Raw genomic sequence first — 19,573 nt, forward strand, 5'->3', positions numbered from 1 at the left:
ATGATCAATGAAGAAAAAGAAAGTATAAAAATATTATCAATAAAAGAAAAAGAGTACATAATTCAAGATGCGGTGGGAATCACTTTAGGAAGAATTTTTATATTAGAATTAAATCATGAAAGTAAATACTGTTGTTTTAGAATAAAGTTCTACAAGAATGATAAGGTACATGAGGCAATACTTAAAAAAGCATTAGAATTAATAATAAGATCCTTATTTAGAAATCAGAAGCTCTATAAGTTAAACATTATAACAGATGAGGATATAATAGCAGGTCCTTTTATAGAATTAGGATTTGTTTTAGAAGGAATGCTTTGGGGAAGTCTTGTATCTAATAACGTAAGAAAAAATGAGTTCATATTTGGTATAGATGAAGATGTATTAAAAAATCGCAATAGTATTAATGTTTTAAGATTAGAAGGAGAAAACATAGAGCTAAAGATATCAACTCCAGATGATGCAGAAGCATTTCTTGAATATTATATAAAGAATAAAGAATATTTAGAGCCTTTTGAGCCTATACGTGATAAAGCCTTCTTTACTATGAATGGGCAAGTGCATGATTTAACAGAAAATTATAAGCAATTTCTTAACGGAACGGGTGTAGGATTCGGAATATATAAAGATAAAAAATTAATAGGAAAGATACGATTAAGCAACATAGTAAGAGGAGTGCTTCAAAATGCTTTTGTAGGATATTCTATAGAAGAAGAGGAGCAAGGCAAAGGGTATATGAGAGAGGCATTAAATCTTGTTTTAGATTATGCTTTTGAAGATCTGGAACTACACAGAATAGAAGCTAGCACTTTAGTAGATAATGAAAGATCTCAGCGAGTATTAAGTGGATGTGGATTTAAAGAGATTGGAATTAGTGAAAAATATCTATTTATAAACGGTAAGTGGAAAGATCATAAACTCTTTTATAGAGTAAATGACTAATAGCAGTAGTATATACTGCTATTTTTTATGTATACTTGTCCAGGAGTGTCAATATATGATAAAAACAGGATTTAAGAGATATTTCGACTAAATGTGATATAATTTGATTTAATATTGTATAACAGTATAATATAATATATTTTATTTTGATAAGATATTCCTTGTCGCTTCGAGAGAGTAGAAAAAACAACAGCTAATCATCAGTAAATAGTTGCTAAACAGTAACTTAATAAAATTGTGATTAGAGAGGAAAAAGCTCTTAAGAAAGATGATATCAACTTAAAAAAAGTTGTTGACAAAACAACCTAAAGTTGATACAATGAATAAGCTGTCGAGAGATGGCGAAGAAAACTTGGTCTTTGAAAATTAAACAGAATTAAGGTAAACAAAATGCCAGTCAATAACTTTAAGTAATGAGTAACAGATTAAACTTTTAAATTGAGAGTTTGATCCTGGCTCAGGACGAACGCTGGCGGCGTGCCTAACACATGCAAGTCGAGCGATGAAGTTCCTTCGGGAACGGATTAGCGGCGGACGGGTGAGTAACACGTGGGTAACCTGCCTCAAAGAGGGGGATAGCCTCCCGAAAGGGAGATTAATACCGCATAACATTATCTTCTCGCATGAGAAGATAATCAAAGGAGCAATCCGCTTTGAGATGGACCCGCGGCGCATTAGCTAGTTGGTGAGGTAACGGCTCACCAAGGCGACGATGCGTAGCCGACCTGAGAGGGTGATCGGCCACATTGGAACTGAGACACGGTCCAGACTCCTACGGGAGGCAGCAGTGGGGAATATTGCGCAATGGGGGAAACCCTGACGCAGCAACGCCGCGTGAGTGATGAAGGTCTTCGGATTGTAAAGCTCTGTCTTTGGGGACGATAATGACGGTACCCAAGGAGGAAGCCACGGCTAACTACGTGCCAGCAGCCGCGGTAATACGTAGGTGGCAAGCGTTGTCCGGATTTACTGGGCGTAAAGAGTATGTAGGCGGATATTTAAGTCAGATGTGAAATTCCCGGGCTTAACCTGGGCGCTGCATTTGAAACTGGGTATCTAGAGTGCGGGAGAGGAAAGTGGAATTCCTAGTGTAGCGGTGAAATGCGTAGAGATTAGGAAGAACACCAGTGGCGAAGGCGACTTTCTGGACCGTAACTGACGCTGAGATACGAAAGCGTGGGGAGCAAACAGGATTAGATACCCTGGTAGTCCACGCCGTAAACGATGAATACTAGGTGTCGGGGGGTACCACCCTCGGTGCCGCAGCAAACGCAATAAGTATTCCGCCTGGGGAGTACGGTCGCAAGATTAAAACTCAAAGGAATTGACGGGGACCCGCACAAGCAGCGGAGCATGTGGTTTAATTCGAAGCAACGCGAAGAACCTTACCTAGACTTGACATCTCCTGAATTACTCGTAACAGAGGAAGCCCTTCGGGGCAGGAAGACAGGTGGTGCATGGTTGTCGTCAGCTCGTGTCGTGAGATGTTGGGTTAAGTCCCGCAACGAGCGCAACCCTTATCGTTAGTTGCTACCATTAAGTTGAGCACTCTAGCGAGACTGCCTGGGTTAACCAGGAGGAAGGTGGGGATGACGTCAAATCATCATGCCCCTTATGTCTAGGGCTACACACGTGCTACAATGGCCGGTACAACGAGAAGCAAACCCGTGAGGGGGAGCCAAACTAAAAAACCGGTCCCAGTTCGGATTGTAGGCTGAAACTCGCCTACATGAAGTTGGAGTTGCTAGTAATCGCGAATCAGAATGTCGCGGTGAATACGTTCCCGGGTCTTGTACACACCGCCCGTCACACCATGAGAGCCGGTAACACCCGAAGCCTGTGAGGTAACCGCAAGGAGCCAGCAGTCGAAGGTGGGATTGGTGATTGGGGTGAAGTCGTAACAAGGTAGCCGTAGGAGAACCTGCGGCTGGATCACCTCCTTTCTAGGGAGAAATGAAAGCTCACAGCTTTCATAGACTGGAAATAATTTATCCTTAATTCTGTTTAATTTTGAAAGACTAATGTCTTTCTAGGAAGCTAAACACTACGTGTTTGGCAAAGCGACCATCACAAATCGAAGATTTGGATGTCTGCTTTTGTTCTTTGAAAATTGCACAGTGAATATTAAGAAATCTACTATAACTAAGTAATTAGTTTTAGTAATATTGAAACTCACTCAGCCAAGCTGAGGAGTACTGACTTGTTACGAAAATCGAAGATTTTGACAAGTCATGTATCTAACGATCAAGTTAGAAAGGGCGCACGGTGAATGCCCTGGCACTAGGAGCCGAAGAAGGACGCGATAAGCTGCGATAAGCTACGAGTAGGCGCACACAGCCTGTGATTCGTAGATTTCCGAATGGGGAAACCCACATGATAAACATCATGTACTATATACTGAATTCATAGGTATATAGAGGTACACTCTGGGAACTGAAACATCTAAGTACCAGAAGGAAGAGAAAGAAAAATCGATTCCCTCAGTAGCGGCGAGCGAAAGGGGAAGAGCCCAAACCAGAAACTTTGTTTCTGGGGTTGCGGATAGATCATAACGCTTCAATCTTTTTAGTCGAAGAGAACTGGAAAGTTCTGTCGTAGAAGGTAATAACCCTGTAGGCAAAAAGAAGAGAGAAGTAGATCTACTCCAGAGTACCACGAGACACGTGAAACCTTGTGGGAAGCTGGGAGGACCATCTCCCAAGGCTAAATACTACCTAGTGACCGATAGTGAAGCAGTACCGTGAGGGAAAGGTGAAAAGAACCCCGGAAGGGGAGTGAAATAGAACCTGAAACCGTGTGCCTACAATCGGTCGGAGCACGTTAATGTGTGACGGCGTACTTTTTGTAGAACGGGCCAGCGAGTTACGATATGTAGCAAGGTTAAGCACCTACGGTGCGGAGCCGAAGGGAAACCGAGTCTGAACAGGGCAACTAGTTGCATATCGTAGACCCGAAACCGGGTGATCTATCCATGGCCAGGATGAAGCGGAAGTAAAATTCCGTGGAGGTCCGAACCACGTTGGTGTTGAAAAACCATGGGATGAGCTGTGGATAGCGGAGAAATTCCAATCGAACTCGGAGATAGCTGGTTCTCCTCGAAATAGCTTTAGGGCTAGCGTCGGGTAATTAAGTAGTGGAGGTAGAGCACTGAATGGGCTAGGGGCTGACAACAGTTACTGAACCCTATCAAACTCCGAATGCCACATACTGGTACCCCGGCAGTCAGACTACGAATGATAAGATCCGTGGTCAAAAGGGAAACAGCCCAGACCATCAGCTAAGGTCCCAAAGTGTAAGTTAAGTGGGAAAGGATGTGGGATTTCTAAGACAACTAGGATGTTGGCTTAGAAGCAGCCACTCATTTAAAGAGTGCGTAATAGCTCACTAGTCGAGAGATCCCGCGCCGAAGATGTAACGGGGCTAAAACTTACCACCGAAGCTATGGATGTGTACTACGTACACGTGGTAGAGGAGCTTTCTGCACAGGTAGAAGCCATATCGTAAGGAGTGGTGGACAGTGCAGAAGTGAGAATGCTGGCATAAGTAGCGAGAAACAGGTGAGAATCCTGTTGGCCGAATATCTAAGGTTTCCTGGGGAAGGCTCGTCCTCCCAGGGTTAGTCGGGACCTAAGCCGAGGCCGAAAGGCGTAGGTGATGGACAACTGGTTGATATTCCAGTACCACCAAAATGCGTTTGACAAATGGGATGACGCAGGAGGATAGGATGTGCGCACTATTGGATGTGCGTCTAAGCACTTAGGATGTTGAGTAGGCAAATCCGCTCAATTTAAGTCTGAGGTGTGATGGGGAGCCCTATGGGCGAAGTATCTGATTCCACGCTGCCAAGAAAAGTCTCTATGGAGCAAATTGGTGCCCGTACCGCAAACCGACACAGGTAGATGAGGAGAGAATCCTAAGGCCGTCGGAAGAATTGCTGCTAAGGAACTCGGCAAATTAACCCCGTAACTTCGGGAGAAGGGGTGCCTCCGAGAGGAGGCCGCAGTGAACAGGCCCAAGCAACTGTTTATCAAAAACACAGGTCTCTGCTAAAGCGTAAGCTGATGTATAGGGGCTGACGCCTGCCCGGTGCTGGAAGGTTAAGGGGAATGCTTAGCGCAAGCGAAGGTATGAACTTAAGCCCCAGTAAACGGCGGCCGTAACTATAACGGTCCTAAGGTAGCGAAATTCCTTGTCGGGTAAGTTCCGACCCGCACGAATGGCGTAATGATTTGGGCACTGTCTCGGCAGCAAATCCGGTGAAATTGAAGTGCAAGTGAAGATGCTTGCTACCCGCGGTTGGACGGAAAGACCCCGTAGAGCTTTACTGTAGCTTAGCATTGCATTTCGGTATTGTCTGTACAGGATAGGTGGGAGACTAAGAAGCGAGAGCGTCAGCTTTCGTGGAGTCGTCCTTGGGATACCACCCTGACAGTACTGGAATTCTAACTGGCGGCCATGAATCTGGTCACAGGACATTGCTAGGTGGGCAGTTTGACTGGGGCGGTCGCCTCCTAAAAGGTAACGGAGGCGCTCAAAGGTTCCCTCAGCGCGGTCGGAAATCGCGCGTAGAGTGTAAAGGCAGAAGGGAGCCTGACTGCGACACATACAGGTGGAGCAGGGACGAAAGTCGGACTTAGTGATCCGGTGGTTCTGTATGGAAGGGCCATCGCTCAACGGATAAAAGCTACCTCGGGGATAACAGGCTGATCTCCCCCAAGAGTCCACATCGACGGGGAGGTTTGGCACCTCGATGTCGGCTCGTCGCATCCTGGGGCTGTAGTCGGTCCCAAGGGTTGGGCTGTTCGCCCATTAAAGCGGCACGCGAGCTGGGTTCAGAACGTCGTGAGACAGTTCGGTCCCTATCCGCCGTGGGCGTAGGAAATTTGAGAGGAGCTGTCCTTAGTACGAGAGGACCGGGATGGACTGACCTCTGGTGCACCAGTTGTTTCGCCAGAAGCACAGCTGGGTAGCTATGTCGGGAAGGGATAAACGCTGAAAGCATCTAAGCGTGAAGCCCACCTCAAGATTAGATTTCCCATAGCGTAAGCTAGTAAGATCCCTGGAAGACTACCAGGTTGATAGGTTAGGGGTGTAAGTGCAGTAATGTACTCAGCTGACTAATACTAATAGATCGAGGACTTGATCTAAATATTAAATTCACTGTGCAATTTTGAGAGAACAAAATTCTTTCAATGACACTCATTCAATTAATTTGGATGTTAGGTCATCTGGTGATTATGGCGTGAAGGATACACCCGTACCCATCCCGAACACGATGGTTAAGCTTCACAGCGCCGATGGTACTGCACTGGAGACGGTGTGGAAGAGTAGGACATCGCCAGGTTACATGATCCACTAGCTCAGTCGGTAGAGCACTTGACTTTTAATCAAGTTGTCCGGAGTTCGATTCTCCGGTGGATCACCAAAACGCACTTCATATGAAGTGCGTTTTTGATTTTTTGATTAAATATGAATATAAGTTAATAAGAAGTACATATTTTATTAAACATTTCATGGTTGAGTAAGCATTAGAAGTCTATTAGAATAGAATATGAGACATTATATTGGGAGGGATCATAGATGAATGAAGCGCAAGCAGTTTTTCAAGATACTATTGAAACAGTACATTTTTTAGGAAATAAAGTAAATGAAAATACTTTAAAATACATAGGAATAGCAGTAGCGATATTTTTAATATTTTTATTTCTTAGAAATATATTCACAAAATGTATTTTATCCTTCTTATTGAAGCTTTCGGGAAAAGGTAAAACGGAAATAGGTACAAAAATTATAGAAGCTTTTCAAGGTCCTATAAGAGCTATTTTTATTGTTTTTGGTATTTACTTTGCAATAATATTTCTAGGAAAAGCCTTTACATATAATCTTTTAAGAGAGCCTTTTTTAAATCATATGTTTAAGTCTTTAAATATTATATTTATTTCATGGGGGCTTTATAATTTAACGGGAGAACAATCCCTATTGTATGAGGAACTATCTGAGAAGTTTAATTTTAAGTTGGATAAGATTATTTTCCCTTTTCTATCTAGAATACTTAGAATTGTTATTATTGGATTAACAATATGTGTTGTACTAGGGGAGTGGGGATATAATGTAAATGGATTTGTAGCTGGACTTGGAATTGGAGGATTAGCTTTTGCTCTTGCAGCACAAGAAACATTAGCTAATATTTTTGGTGGATTAGTGATTATATTAGATAAACCATTTTCTATAGGAGACTATATAAAGACTCCTAATGTTGAAGGTATAGTTGAAGATATAAATTTTAGGAGCACTAGAATTAGAGCTTTAGATAAAGGATTAGTTACAGAACCTAATTCTATTATAGCAAAATCAACTATTACAAATTGGACAAAGAGAGATATCAGAAGAATCAACTTTACAATAGGATTAACCTATGGGACGACAAAAGAGGAAATACAGAAATGTATTAATAAAATTAAAGATATGTTAGTAGAAAATGAAAACATAATAGAAGAAGGAATAATAGTAAGTTTCAGCAACTTTGGAGCAAGTAGCTTAGATATACTTATAAATTGTTTTGCAAATACGGCTGACTTTGCTAGTTTTATGAACATAAGAGAAGATATAAACTTTAAAATTATAGACATACTTGATCAAGAAGGAGTATCTATAGCCTTCCCAAGTACTAGCCTATATTTTGAAACTCCATTAATAAGAAAATAATATTTATAGATACATTACAAAAAGCATGCAGAGATTATACAGCATGCTTTTTCTATTAAAAAATTAATATTTATGATAGAATTATCCTAATGTATACTACGTTAGGGGGATAATTATGAATAAACTTAAGATAGCTCTAGGTATTCTTTGCATTTCTATGTTAATTCCAGCATGTAGTAAGAATGATATACAGAAACGAAATATAAAATTAGTTGGAACACCTAAAACTGTGGAAACTTCAGATAAAGAAAAAACAAATCCTAATAACAAGGATAATTCCACGAAAGAAATAAAGTCTACTAGCTTAGAGAATAAAGATCAAAAGCCTAAGGAATTAAAAGATAATAAAAATAATGTAGTTGAGGCAAGTAAAAAGGTAGAAAATAAAAGTACAAGCACAGTAACTCCTAAAAAAGAACTACCTAAAATAAATTATAAGATTAAAAGTAAAATAATAGTTATTGACCCAGGACACGCAAATAAAGCTGACACAGATAAGGAACCAGTATCCCCTAATTCATATATTCTTAAATATAAACAAACAGGTGGAGCACAAGGGGTATCTACAAAAACACCGGAATATAAAATAAATATGGATGTTGCTTTAAAGTTAAAAAGCGAATTAGAAGCTAAAGGATTCGTTGTGATAATGACTAAAATAGATAATAGTAAGACTATGAGCAATATAGAAAGAGCTAAGCTTGGAAATAAGGCTAATGCAGCTCTTGTAATAAGAATACATGCAGATTCTGCTGATAATAAATCTGCAAAAGGAGCATCTATGCTAGTTCCTGCAAATAATGAATATACAAAAGGCTTTTATAACGAAAGTAAATCTTTTGGACAAGTAATACTAAATACAGTGATAAATAACGTTGGAATGAAGAATAGAGGCGTAATTGAGAGGAACGATATGACAGGATTTAACTGGTCTACTGTGCCTGTTGTTTTAATTGAGATGGGGTTCTTATCTAATTCGGAGGAAGATAGGAATTTAAGTAATGCTACTTATCAAGAGAAAATAGCTAAATCTATTTCAGAGGGTGTAATGCTATTAAGTAATATGTAGTATTAATAGCAAGATCACAATAGAGATAATATCTTTAAATAAAAAAGAAGCCGCGCGTAATTCAGGGGGGAGTTAGCACCGCAGCTTCTTTTTTATTTAGTTTCATTTTAATTATGCCCGGCAAAAAAGAAAATATACATATTTAGTAAATAATTATTGAAGTTTTTTGGAATAATTTTATAGTACACATATATGATAAAAGAATTAATGTATAATAACTAATGTGGAATATAACTAAATAGGAGGAGAAGATGGAGAATAAGGATTTATTAAAAAGCTTGTGCTTAGCGCATGCTCCAAGTGGAAGAGAGCATATGATTTATTCATTGATAAAAGAGATTTTTAGTCCTTTTGGAGAAGTTAATATAGATCACATGAATAATATAATTGTTCATAAGAAGGGAAAAGGGAATAATAGTATAATGCTAATGGCTCATGCAGATGAGATATTTTTAATAGTGACAGACATTTATGAAGATGGATTTATTAAGTTTAGGGCGGTAGGAGTGGATCCAAAAGCATTAGTATCTCAAGAAGTTATTATACATGGTAAGCAAAGCATATTAGGGATTATAGGAATAAAAACCTTGTATTTACAAGATGATAATGAGAGAAGCAATACTGTAAATACAGAAAATTTGCTTATTGATACTGGATACAGTAAAGAATCTCTAGAGAATATAGTTAAAGTAGGGGATTTTATAACATTAAAAGGAGAGTTTGTAGAACTGTTAAACAATAATGTTTCTTGTAAGACTATAGATAATAGAGCGGGGATTGCAGCTATGTATCAATGTGCCAAAGAGCTAGAGAATATCGAACATGATTTAGATGTGTATTTTATATGCTCTTGTCAGGAGGAAGTCGGCCATAGAGGTGCAAAAATGATTAGTTATAATTTAAATGCTAATATAGGAATTGCAATAGATACAACTTTTGATAGTGGGCCAATTGGAGATACTGAAAGAGAAAATATATTAGGAAATGGTCCTATTGTATGTATTGGGCCTAATCTACATCCAAAACTAAATAAAAAGCTTATGAATTTAGCTAGAGAATATAAGATTCCCTATGGGGCAGAAGTAGAACCAGGAAATACGGGTACAGATGCGTGGGATATACAAACTACACGATCAGGAATACCAAGTCTATTAATATCTATTCCAATTAAATATATGCATACAAGAGTTGAACTTGTTAATATGGATGATATTAAAAATACGGGGAGACTAATAGCAAGCCTTATAAAAAATTTAAAGGATGAGGAGTTGGATGAAACTTTATGCTTCTAGAAGAACTATGTAATGCTTCCGCTCCAGTTGGTTATGAAGGGGAAGTTAGAGAAATAATTAAGAATGAAGTAAAAAATTATGTTGATGAACTTACAATAGATAGAATGGGAAATATAGTAGTTCACAAAAAAGGAAAGGGAAAAAAAGTAGTATTAGATGCCCATATGGATGAAGTAGGATTTATTATTACAGGTTATAATGAAGATGGAACACTAAAGTTTAAAATACTTGGCAATATAGATAATAAAACTATACCTTGTAAAGTTGTAAGTATAGGTGAAAAGAATATTTCCGGGGTAATAGGCTTAAAGCCAATTCATCTTCAAAGTAATCAGGATGATGATAATTCAAGTAAATTATGTATAGATATTGGAGCAAAATCTAAAGAAGAGGCTAAAGAAACTGTAGCATTAGGAGAATGTGCAGTTTTCACAACAAAATTTGAAGTTTTCGGAGAAAACTTCTTTAAAGGAAAAGCTTTTGACGATAGGCTTGGATGTGCTATTTTAATAGATCTGCTAAAGAATAATTATGATTGTGATTTATATGGAGTTTTTTCTGTTCAGGAGGAAGTGTCTGCAAGAGGAGCTTATATAGCAGCTTATGATATTAACCCAGATATAGCAATAATATTAGAAGGAACTGTATGTGGAGATATGCCAAATAATTCGGAAGCTAGAAAAGCTACAGAGATTCAAAAAGGACCTGCAGTTTCTGTAATGGATACAATGAGTATATTTGATCATACAGTAATAGAAGAGATTAAGAAAGTTGCTATAAAACAAAATATACCTTATCAGATAAGAAACTCAGCAGTAGGTTATAATGATGGCGGTGCTTATATGATGACTGGAAAGGGTACAAAAGTTGTAACTATCTCAGTACCATGCAGGTATATTCATTCTCCAATATCAATATGTAGTCAGGAAGATTATAAGAATGTAATTAGACTAACAAGAGAATACTTAAAAACTCTATAACTTTATTTGTTATATTTAAATTTTTAAATAAGTTTAATGAGAGGGTTAGTTAAACATGGTTATGAAAGGATGATAAATCTAATGAATAAATTATTAGAAAAGCTGTTTAATGCTTTTGGGGCAAGTAGCAGAGAAGATGAAATACGTGGCATTATAAAAAGTGAAATAGAAGCCATTAAAGATAGTACTAAAGCTAATATTAATATTGAAAAAGATAATATAGGAAATCTAATTGTAAAAATTGGTGAGGGTATAGAGAAGCTCATGGTATGTACTCATATGGATAAGCTAGGCATTATGGCAACTTTAATAGAAAATAGCGGATTTATAAGATTTTCTCCTATCGGCAATATAAAACCAGAAAAGATGGTAGGGATGCTTATTAAGTTTCAAAATAACGTTGTTGGAAGGATAGACTCAGTTAAAAGTAATCCTTTAGTAGAAGATTTGTTTATAGATATAGGAGTTAATAGTAAAGAAGATGCTAAAAAGCAAATTAAAGAAGGAGATATAGCTGAGCTTATAGGGAGTAAGTTTGAGATGAATGGAAGAATTATTGCACCTAATTTGCACAGTAATCTCTCCTCTTATATATTACTTCAGATTATAAGAGAAATTAGTAGTTTGAATAATTTAAGTAAAGAAATTTACTTTGTATTTTCTGCTCAATCTTATATGGGGTTTTTGGGATCAAGAGTAGCTGCTTTTGAGATAAAACCGAATGTAGCAATAGTTTTAGATGCATTAGAAGCTAAAGACTACACTGGTGGAAAAGGTGACATAAAGTTAGATGGTGGGCCTATTATAAATATATTTGATAAGAGCCTAGTTATACACCATGAAGTTAAAGAACTTATAGAAAGTTCAGCTGAAAATCTTAATATAAAAGTTCAATATTATATAGGATCTGGAAAAAATGAAGGAGGATTAATACATAAAGAAGTTGGTGGTATTAAAACTGGCATGATTGGGATTCCATGTAGATATATAGATACTCCAGAGGAAATGATGTCATTAAAGGATGTTGAGGATACAAGAAACTTAATAATTGAATTTATTAAGAATATTAATAGTGAAGAATTATATTCTGAGCTTTAGCACCAATGAAAGTATAATATGAAAAAAGCTTTGAAAACTAAAGGGTTTTCAAAGCTTCTTTTAGTTTTAGCCAGTCTTCTTCATAGGTACCCTTAAAAGAGCCATCTCGATTATAAGTTAAAGAAGATGGATGATACATGGGGAATATATGCCGTTTTAGTTCTTCATTAAAAAATAGTTTACCGTGGCATTCACCAATAGTGGAGAAGTTAGTCAATCGCTTCAAAGGAACATTTCCTAAGGTTATTATAATTTTTGGATTTACAAGAGATATCTCATCATCTAAAACTTCTTTAAATAACTTAACTTCAGAGGTCTTTGGAGGTCTATTACTTATTGTTGTTCTACCAGTTTTACCTATTTTCTTTTTTATAGGTCGGAAAAAACAAGTATTAGTAATTCGTATCATGCTTCTGTTTAACCCTATGGAATTTAAATAAGTCTCAAAGGTTTCTCCAGCCATACCTACAAAAGGTTTTCCTGTTTCAACTTCTGTTTTACCTGGAGCTTCACCTACAAATAAAATATTACAAGGTATAGGGCCATCCCCGGTAATCCACCCACCAATTTCATCAGAACTATAATTTTCTACTATTTCTTTTATTCTTAAGCGTAAACTTTCTAAATTATTTATATTAAAAACCCCCTTAGTAACACTATTAAGTATATTATATACTTTTTTATGAAAAGTTACTTATGCACTATAGAAATGTTATATGATAAAGTTTCTATAGTGTATCCATACACTAGTATAAAAGTTTTATCTGGTGCTATAATTCTAAGATGATAAATAAATTAAGAGCGGGGGTAAAAAGATGAAAATTCCTTATGTTATGACTCCTGGACCAACTGAGGTTAGGGAAAATGTTAGATTGGCAAGGGCTATGGAGACTACTAATCCAGATTTAGATTTTCAATTTTATGACTTTTATAAAGAAACCTGTGAAAATATAGGTAAGGTAATGGGTACTAAAAATGAAGTAAGAATTTTATGTGGAGAAGGTATATTAGGGCTAGAAGCAGCTTGTGCATCGCTTACTGAGCAAGGGGATAGAGTTCTTATAATAGATAATGGTATATTTGGAGAAGGTTTTGGCGATTTTGTAAAAATGTATGGGGGAGAAGCTGTATATTTTAAAGGAGATAGGCAAAATGAAATAGATATAAAAGATCTTCAAGACTTTTTAGAGAAGGATAGCAATTTTAAATATGCTACAATAGTACATTGTGATACCCCTTCCGGTGTATTAAATAATATAGAAAAGATATGCCCTCTCCTAAAGAGTAAAGGAATACTTACTGTAGTTGATACAGTTGCTGCTATGGTAGGGGAAGAGTTAGAAGTAGATGAGTGGAAAATTGATATTGCCTTAGGTGGTTCTCAAAAAGCTATATCAGCGCCACCAGGATTAACTTTATTAAGTATTAGCAAAGATGCTTTTAAGGCAATGAAAAATAGAAGGACTCCTATTGCAGGATTTTATTGCAATCTATTAATATGGGAGGATTATTATGAGAAGAAATGGTTTCCTTATACAATGCCAATTAGTGATATAGTAGGTTTAAGTAGAGCCATTGACAATATATTAGAAGAGGGCATAAAAAATGTAATTGAAAGACATAAAAGAGTAGCAAATGCTACAAGAGATTCTGTAGAAGAGGGAGGACTTAGTCTTTATATAAAAAGAGGATGTGCAAATACTGTAACTGTATTTGAAGTTCCAGAGAGTGTAAGGAGTGAAGAATTATTAGTATATTTAAAAAAGAAGTATAATCTACTTATATCAGGCTCCTTTGGATATCTTCAAGGAAAAGTTATTAGAATCGGACATATGGGGGAAAATGCTAGAGAAGAAAAGATAGTATATGTACTTAAGGCGCTTCAAGATTCACTAGAAGCGTTAGGGTTTAGCGTCAAGGTAGATATGACCCATGTATTTTTAAATAAAGTAAATAATTAAAGGAAGCCTCGGAGTAGTTTACTATTTTGAGGCTTTAAACTTATATACATTAATGATAATTAATTTAAAAAATTTCAAAATACATATATTTATCTAGTTTTACAAAGTATGATAATGAGGTAGAATAATAAGTGGGGAATAGTGTATATAAATTTCCTATTATAGTTTATTGTGAGGAGGAATGTCTATGGAGAAGGATATATTATACAATATACTAATCGTTGATGATAATAAAAATAATCTTATATCACTAAGAACATTGATAAAAGAATATATAGATGCAAATGTAATAGAAGCAATCTGTGGAGAGAACGCTTTAAAAGAGTTACTTAAACAACCTGTAGATTTAATAATATTAGATGTTCAGATGGAAGGTATGAATGGATTTGAACTAGCTACACTGATAAAGAGAAGAAAGAAAACTGAAAATATTCCTATTGTATTTTTGACAGCAATGTATACAAATGAAGAGTTTAAAAAGAGGGGTTTCCAGGTAGGAGCAGTAGATTATCTTACCAAACCTATTGATGAGTATCAGCTTATTAATAGAATTAATGTTTATTTAAATATGATACAAAAGGAAAGAACAATGAATATAGTTCTTGAGCAAAAGGTAAATGAACAAGTTAAAGAACTGAGGAAGGCAAAAGAAATAGCAGAGGAACTAAATGAAGCTAAAAGTACATTAATAGCTAATATTTCTCATGAACTTAGAACTCCACTTAATATTTTGCTTAGTACAACTCAGTTAATTAATATGTACTTAAAAGAGGATTCAGTTGTAGATGTACAAAAAATACAAAGTAAAATTAATATGCAGACTCAAAACTGCTACCGATTATTAAGACTTGTAAATAACTTAATTGATATTACAAAAATAGATGTAGGTTATTTTGAACTTAAATTAACCTGCTGTAATGTTATTGAAATAATTGAGGATATTATAATGTCTGTAGTTGAGTACATAGAAGATAAGGGAATAAATTTAATTTTTGATACAGATATAGAAGAACAAATAATGGAGTGTGATCTTGATGCAATTGAGAGAATAATGCTAAATTTATTTTCGAATGCTATAAAATATACTCCAAAAGGAGGAACTATATTTGTAACTGTAAATGGTTTAGGAGACTTTGTACAAATATCAGTAAAAGACACGGGAATAGGAATTCCTAAAGATAAAGTAGATTTAATTTTTGAGAGATTCAAACAAGTGGACAACCTTCTTACAAGACAATGTGAGGGAAGTGGTATTGGATTAAGTCTTGTAAGGTCATTAGTAGAGATGCATAATGGAGAAATTTCTGTTAATAGTGATTATGAGAAAGGTAGCGAATTTATTGTGAGGTTACCAACGAATCTAAAAAGTGAAGGAGATCAGATAGTAGGTCATAACTCTTTTATTGATGGAGATAGTATAATGCAGAGAATACATGTTGAGTTTTCAGATATATATTTTTAAAATTTAGATATAAATAAAAATCTGTGTTAACAAAAGATAAATAAAATGATGAGGTGATGAATTTGATTAGAAACTTAAGCATAAAAACACGGTTAATGAGCATTCTTGCATTTAGTTTAGTTATACTTATAAGTTTTGGCATTTTAGCTATTGTTGAAATGCAGAAGTTAGGTAATGTAACACAGGGTATATATGACAATTCAATGCAAGTATCTAATGCTGCCCAGGAAGTAAAACTAGATATTAATAAGATGCATAGAGAGGCTAGAGATTTAATAATTGCAAATGATGAAGCTAAAATTCAAACTTATGCTAATAATATATATGATTTTAAAGATAGCGCTTCTCATAAGTTAGAAATAATTAAAACAAAGACTAAGCTTGAGGAAGTAACAAAGCTAGAAGATGAAATAAGAAGTATTATGGATAAGTGGGATGAAGATAGACGACGCGTAATTGATTTGGCTTTAGAAGGAAATATCAATGAAGCTACAAAAATATCTCAAACTAAAGGGTTAGGATATGTCAATTCTATTGAAGAAAAGCTAGATAATATATATGAGTTAGAGGGAATGTCAGCAGAAGATATGACACTTCATGCTAGGAATATAGTAAAGTCACAAAGAATTGTACTTATTAGCTCATTGATAGTTCTCTCTTGTATAATAACTATATTATCAATATTAATTTCTAAGAGTATTTTAGATCCTATAAGTATATTAAAGAGAGCAATGAAGAGCAGTGTTAATGTTGGTGAACTTGTAGACGTTAAAATTCAGGGGAATAATGAGATTGTAGATATGGCAAGCCACTATAATTCTTTAATTAAGACTCTTAAGAATCAATTTTGGGTAAAGGATGGCCAGCATAGGCTAGGTCAAGATCTCTCCGGAAACTATGATATAAATGAAATTACTCAAAGGTCTATTAGTTTTTTATCAAGATTTTTAGAAGCAGGAAGTGGAGTGTTTTATCTATATGATGAAGAAAATAAAGATCTGAATTTAAATTCCTCTTTTGCTTTTACAGAGAGGGCTACTTTATCGAGTTGCTATGTATTAGGAGAAGGAATTATAGGACAAGTCGCCTTAGAGAAAAAAGCAATTCTGTTAAAAAACATAACAAAAAAAGACGCGTTAGTGACTACGGGTATAATTAGTGAAAGTCCTTTAAATATATATGCATTTCCGTTAGTTCATGAAAAGGTTCTATACGGAGTGATAGAGTTGTCTTCCTTTGAACCATTTACTGAATTAAAACAAGAGTTTTTAAAAGAATGTAGTGATATTATATCAATAAATTTATGTTCATCTATACAAAATGAAAAAATTAAGCGTCTTCTAATTGAGTCTGAAAAATCAGAGCAAAAAGCTCATCTTGCTGCTGCGGAGCTTCAAAAGGCTAATACTACTCTAGAAGATCAACAGAGATTACTACAGATGCAAACAGAAGAACTTCAACAGACAAATGAAGAACTTGAGGAACAGCAAGCAATGCTTCAACAACAGAGTGCAGAACTTCAAGAATCTAATAGTATATTAGAGGAACAACAACAGCAGTTAGAAGAACAATCAAATATATTAAATATCCAAAATCAACAACTAAAAACTTCAAGACAAGAGTTAATTCAGAGATCGAAACAATTAGAATTAAGTAATCAGTATAAGTCAGAATTCCTTGCAAATATGTCACATGAATTAAGAACACCATTGAATTCTATTATATTATTATCAAAGCTCCTAATAAATAATGAAAAAGAAAAGCTAGATGAAGGTCATGCTGAAAAGATAGGTATAATTTATAAGTCAGGAAATGAATTATTAAGGCTTATAAATGATATCCTTGATCTTTCAAAGATTGAATCAGGAAGGATGAACTTAGATGCTACTATATTTCATTCGAAGGATTTAATAAAAGATATAAAGCGTATCTTTAAGGAGTTTGCAGAAGAAAAAAATATTGAATTAATTAAAGAAGATAGAGTTAATACAGAATTATATGGAGATAAAGAAAAGATTTCTCAAATCTTAAGAAATTTACTTTCAAATTCATTAAAGTTTACGGAGAGAGGTTCTGTAGCTTTAAAAATTGAGAAGGATAGATACAACAGTGGGATAGTATTATCTGTAAAGGATACAGGTATTGGAATAAAAAAAGAGCAGTTAGAAATGATTTTTGAAGAGTTTCAACAGGGGGATGGATCTATATCTAGAAGATATGGAGGTACTGGTCTTGGACTATCTATATCTAAGAAGCTAATTGAACTTATGGGCGGAGATATTAAGGTAGAAAGTACAGTAGGAATCGGAAGTGAATTTACGGTATTTATTCCTAACATTATTAGAAAAACAGAAGAAGATGCGAATAGGTTAGTTGCATGCGCTACTAACGATGATTTAGAAGAGATAGCAGTAGATAAAGATAGCTCGTTCTTAGAGCAAGTTGAAGAAGGTAAAAATAATGATAATTGCTTGATCCATAGAACTAATACTGAGTATGCCCTTAGTTTAAGAGGAAAACAAATACTTATTGTAGATGATGACCCAAGAAATATCTTTGTGTTAGCAACACTACTTGAAGACTTTGGAGCAGAAGTAATTGAAGCTGAAAATGGACAAGTTGCTATTGAAAAATTAAAAAGCAGTAGTGTAGACTTGATTCTAATGGATATCATGATGCCTATTATGGATGGATATGATACTATTAAGTGCGTACGAAATGATGAAAAGACAAAGGAACTTCCTATAATAGCCTTAACAGCTAAAAACCTAAAGGATGATAGAGCAAAGTGTATTGAAGCAGGTGCTGATGACTACATATCAAAACCTGTAGATTATGATATTTTTTTAAGATTAGTAAAAGCATGGATAAGCAAAAAAGGATAGATATAGTATGAGGAGTATAAATGGGGATTAGCATTTATTCTATAAAAGACAAAGTTAAACATATTAAGGTAAGTGGAGAATTATATGAAAAGGAAGAAATAACACAATTGATAGAAATACTTAACGCTATTGAAGATGGAGAACTCCAAATAACTTTTGTAGATGCTTCAATTTTACCAGTTCAAGTTATTCAGAAACTAATAATTATTCAGAAACTTAGAAAATGTAATGTTTATGTTGTTAAGCCATATTTATATTCTTATATGTACAAGCTGGGTATACAGTGCCGTCTTATAAATAAAAAGGCTGATAGGCAACAAAATGATTTAATAAAAATCAGGTTTAGTACCTTAGAATTAGATAAGCTAGAAATAGCTGATTTTCTGAAGAAAATAAATAGTAAATATGGATATGATTATACTGACTATCAGATTGATAGCATTACACGAAGAATAAAAATATCTATGTTAAGAGAAAATGAAATTAATTTCTATAAGTTTCAAGAGAAGGTATTAGAAGACTACAGAATTTTTGAACAGTTATTTCTTGACTTTTCTATTAACACTACTAAGTTTTTTAGAGACCCTGAAGTTTTTGCAGCATTAAAGGATAAAGTATTTCCACATTTGAGTATATACCCACATATTAGAATATGGTGTGTTGGGTGTTCAACAGGAGAGGAACCCTATTCTTTAGCGATTTTATTAAAAGAGGCAGGATTATTAGATAAAACTCAAATTTATGCTACAGATATTAATCCTTATGTTATAGAAGAAGCAAAAAATGGATTATATTCTATTAGGAATATTGAAGAAGGAATTAGGAATTATAGGAGAGCGTCAGGGACAGCTATGCTAACTAACTATTTTAAATTAGAGGAGCAATATGTAAAAGTTAATGAGGATTTAAAGAAAAATATTCTCTTTTTTCAACATAGTCTTTTAAGTAATGCTGTTATTAGTGAAGTTCAATTAATACTATGCAGAAATGTATTAATGTACTTTAATCCTAGTTTACAAAAAAACGTAATTAAGGATTTATATAAATCTTTAGATAAGTGCGGATTTTTAGTGCTAGAAAAAAGTGGTGCTATGATTCAGAATAATGGATATGAATATTTTAATAAATATGATGACTTAAATAAGATTTATAGAAGGAAAGAGTAATTAAAGAGGAGATGTA

The 19,573-nt window shown here is 34.9% G+C and carries 11 protein-coding genes, 1 tRNA gene and 3 rRNA genes; 14 read left to right on the top strand and 1 reads right to left on the bottom strand.

From position 1 onward, the window contains the following. The 10 genes from ACX0KU_RS05515 (at position 1) to ACX0KU_RS05560 (ending at position 12,083) form a co-directional block, all read left to right on the top strand. A complete protein-coding gene (locus ACX0KU_RS05515; protein WP_472991871.1) occupies positions 1–939 on the top strand; it encodes a GNAT family N-acetyltransferase in 939 nt (312 codons plus the stop codon). A gap of 434 nt (positions 940–1,373) precedes the next feature. Next, a 16S ribosomal RNA gene (locus ACX0KU_RS05520) occupies positions 1,374–2,882 on the top strand. Between the two features lie 299 nt (positions 2,883–3,181). Next, a 23S ribosomal RNA gene (locus tag ACX0KU_RS05525) occupies positions 3,182–6,086 on the top strand. Positions 6,087–6,166: 80 nt separating this feature from the next. After that, positions 6,167–6,283: ribosomal RNA gene (gene rrf / locus ACX0KU_RS05530) — 5S ribosomal RNA — on the top strand. The 16S, 23S and 5S rRNA genes sit together here with 1 tRNA gene alongside, the layout of an rRNA operon. A 5-nt stretch (positions 6,284–6,288) precedes the next feature. Then, positions 6,289–6,364 (top strand) — tRNA-Lys (locus ACX0KU_RS05535). Between the two features lie 155 nt (positions 6,365–6,519). Next, the gene (locus ACX0KU_RS05540) at positions 6,520–7,644 is read left to right on the top strand and encodes a mechanosensitive ion channel family protein (RefSeq protein WP_472991872.1); all 1,125 of its coding nucleotides are present in this window, start codon (positions 6,520–6,522) and stop codon (positions 7,642–7,644) included. A 115-nt stretch (positions 7,645–7,759) separates the two neighbouring features. Continuing rightward, positions 7,760–8,713: an N-acetylmuramoyl-L-alanine amidase family protein gene (locus ACX0KU_RS05545; protein WP_472991873.1), complete on the top strand. Its 954-nt coding sequence runs from the start codon at positions 7,760–7,762 to the stop codon at positions 8,711–8,713. 251 nt (positions 8,714–8,964) lie between these two features. Then, positions 8,965–10,005: a M20/M25/M40 family metallo-hydrolase gene (locus ACX0KU_RS05550; protein WP_472991874.1), complete on the top strand. Its 1,041-nt coding sequence runs from the start codon at positions 8,965–8,967 to the stop codon at positions 10,003–10,005. Then, entirely contained in the window at positions 9,996–10,985 is a 990-nt protein-coding gene (locus tag ACX0KU_RS05555; RefSeq protein ID WP_472991875.1) for a M42 family metallopeptidase, read from the top strand. Before ACX0KU_RS05550 ends, ACX0KU_RS05555 begins: the two co-directional genes overlap by 10 nt. An 81-nt stretch (positions 10,986–11,066) precedes the next feature. Continuing rightward, a complete protein-coding gene (locus ACX0KU_RS05560) occupies positions 11,067–12,083 on the top strand; it encodes a zinc-binding metallopeptidase family protein (RefSeq protein WP_472991876.1) in 1,017 nt (338 codons plus the stop codon). A gap of 37 nt (positions 12,084–12,120) precedes the next feature. On the opposite strand, the gene ACX0KU_RS05565 is transcribed toward ACX0KU_RS05560, so the two are convergent. Next, positions 12,121–12,717 carry a uracil-DNA glycosylase gene (locus ACX0KU_RS05565; RefSeq protein WP_472992411.1) on the bottom strand — a complete coding sequence of 199 codons (597 nt, stop codon included), beginning with the start codon at positions 12,715–12,717 and terminating at the stop codon, positions 12,121–12,123. A 181-nt stretch (positions 12,718–12,898) separates the two neighbouring features. On the opposite strand from ACX0KU_RS05565, the gene ACX0KU_RS05570 reads away from it, so the two are divergent. The 4 genes from ACX0KU_RS05570 (at position 12,899) to ACX0KU_RS05585 (ending at position 19,557) form a co-directional block, all read left to right on the top strand. Then, positions 12,899–14,044: a pyridoxal-phosphate-dependent aminotransferase family protein gene (locus ACX0KU_RS05570; RefSeq protein ID WP_472991877.1), complete on the top strand. Its 1,146-nt coding sequence runs from the start codon at positions 12,899–12,901 to the stop codon at positions 14,042–14,044. Between the two features lie 187 nt (positions 14,045–14,231). Then, a complete protein-coding gene (locus ACX0KU_RS05575; RefSeq protein WP_472991878.1) occupies positions 14,232–15,506 on the top strand; it encodes a hybrid sensor histidine kinase/response regulator in 1,275 nt (424 codons plus the stop codon). A 62-nt stretch (positions 15,507–15,568) separates the two neighbouring features. Continuing rightward, complete coding sequence (locus ACX0KU_RS05580) at positions 15,569–18,391, top strand: ATP-binding protein (protein ID WP_472991879.1); 2,823 nt, start codon at positions 15,569–15,571, stop codon at positions 18,389–18,391. Between the two features lie 20 nt (positions 18,392–18,411). Further along, positions 18,412–19,557 (top strand): CheR family methyltransferase, encoded by a 1,146-nt coding sequence (locus ACX0KU_RS05585; RefSeq protein ID WP_472991880.1) that lies wholly within the window; start codon positions 18,412–18,414, stop codon positions 19,555–19,557. Positions 19,558–19,573: the final 16 nt, after the last annotated feature.

The sequence above is a fragment of the Clostridium sp. X genome (assembly GCF_055755365.1).

What these genes read in the sequence shown, in the direction of transcription:
- ACX0KU_RS05575 (WP_472991878.1), top strand. Translation starts at nt 14,232, where the DNA reads ATGGAGAAGGATATATTATACAATATACTAATCGTTGATGATAATAAA.
- ACX0KU_RS05560 (WP_472991876.1), top strand. Translation starts at nt 11,067, where the DNA reads ATGAATAAATTATTAGAAAAGCTGTTTAATGCTTTTGGGGCAAGTAGC.
- ACX0KU_RS05570 (WP_472991877.1), top strand. Translation starts at nt 12,899, where the DNA reads ATGAAAATTCCTTATGTTATGACTCCTGGACCAACTGAGGTTAGGGAA.
- ACX0KU_RS05540 (WP_472991872.1), top strand. Translation starts at nt 6,520, where the DNA reads ATGAATGAAGCGCAAGCAGTTTTTCAAGATACTATTGAAACAGTACAT.
- ACX0KU_RS05515 (WP_472991871.1), top strand. Translation starts at nt 1, where the DNA reads ATGATCAATGAAGAAAAAGAAAGTATAAAAATATTATCAATAAAAGAA.
- ACX0KU_RS05555 (WP_472991875.1), top strand. Translation starts at nt 9,996, where the DNA reads ATGCTTCTAGAAGAACTATGTAATGCTTCCGCTCCAGTTGGTTATGAA.
- ACX0KU_RS05550 (WP_472991874.1), top strand. Translation starts at nt 8,965, where the DNA reads ATGGAGAATAAGGATTTATTAAAAAGCTTGTGCTTAGCGCATGCTCCA.
- ACX0KU_RS05545 (WP_472991873.1), top strand. Translation starts at nt 7,760, where the DNA reads ATGAATAAACTTAAGATAGCTCTAGGTATTCTTTGCATTTCTATGTTA.
- ACX0KU_RS05585 (WP_472991880.1), top strand. Translation starts at nt 18,412, where the DNA reads ATGGGGATTAGCATTTATTCTATAAAAGACAAAGTTAAACATATTAAG.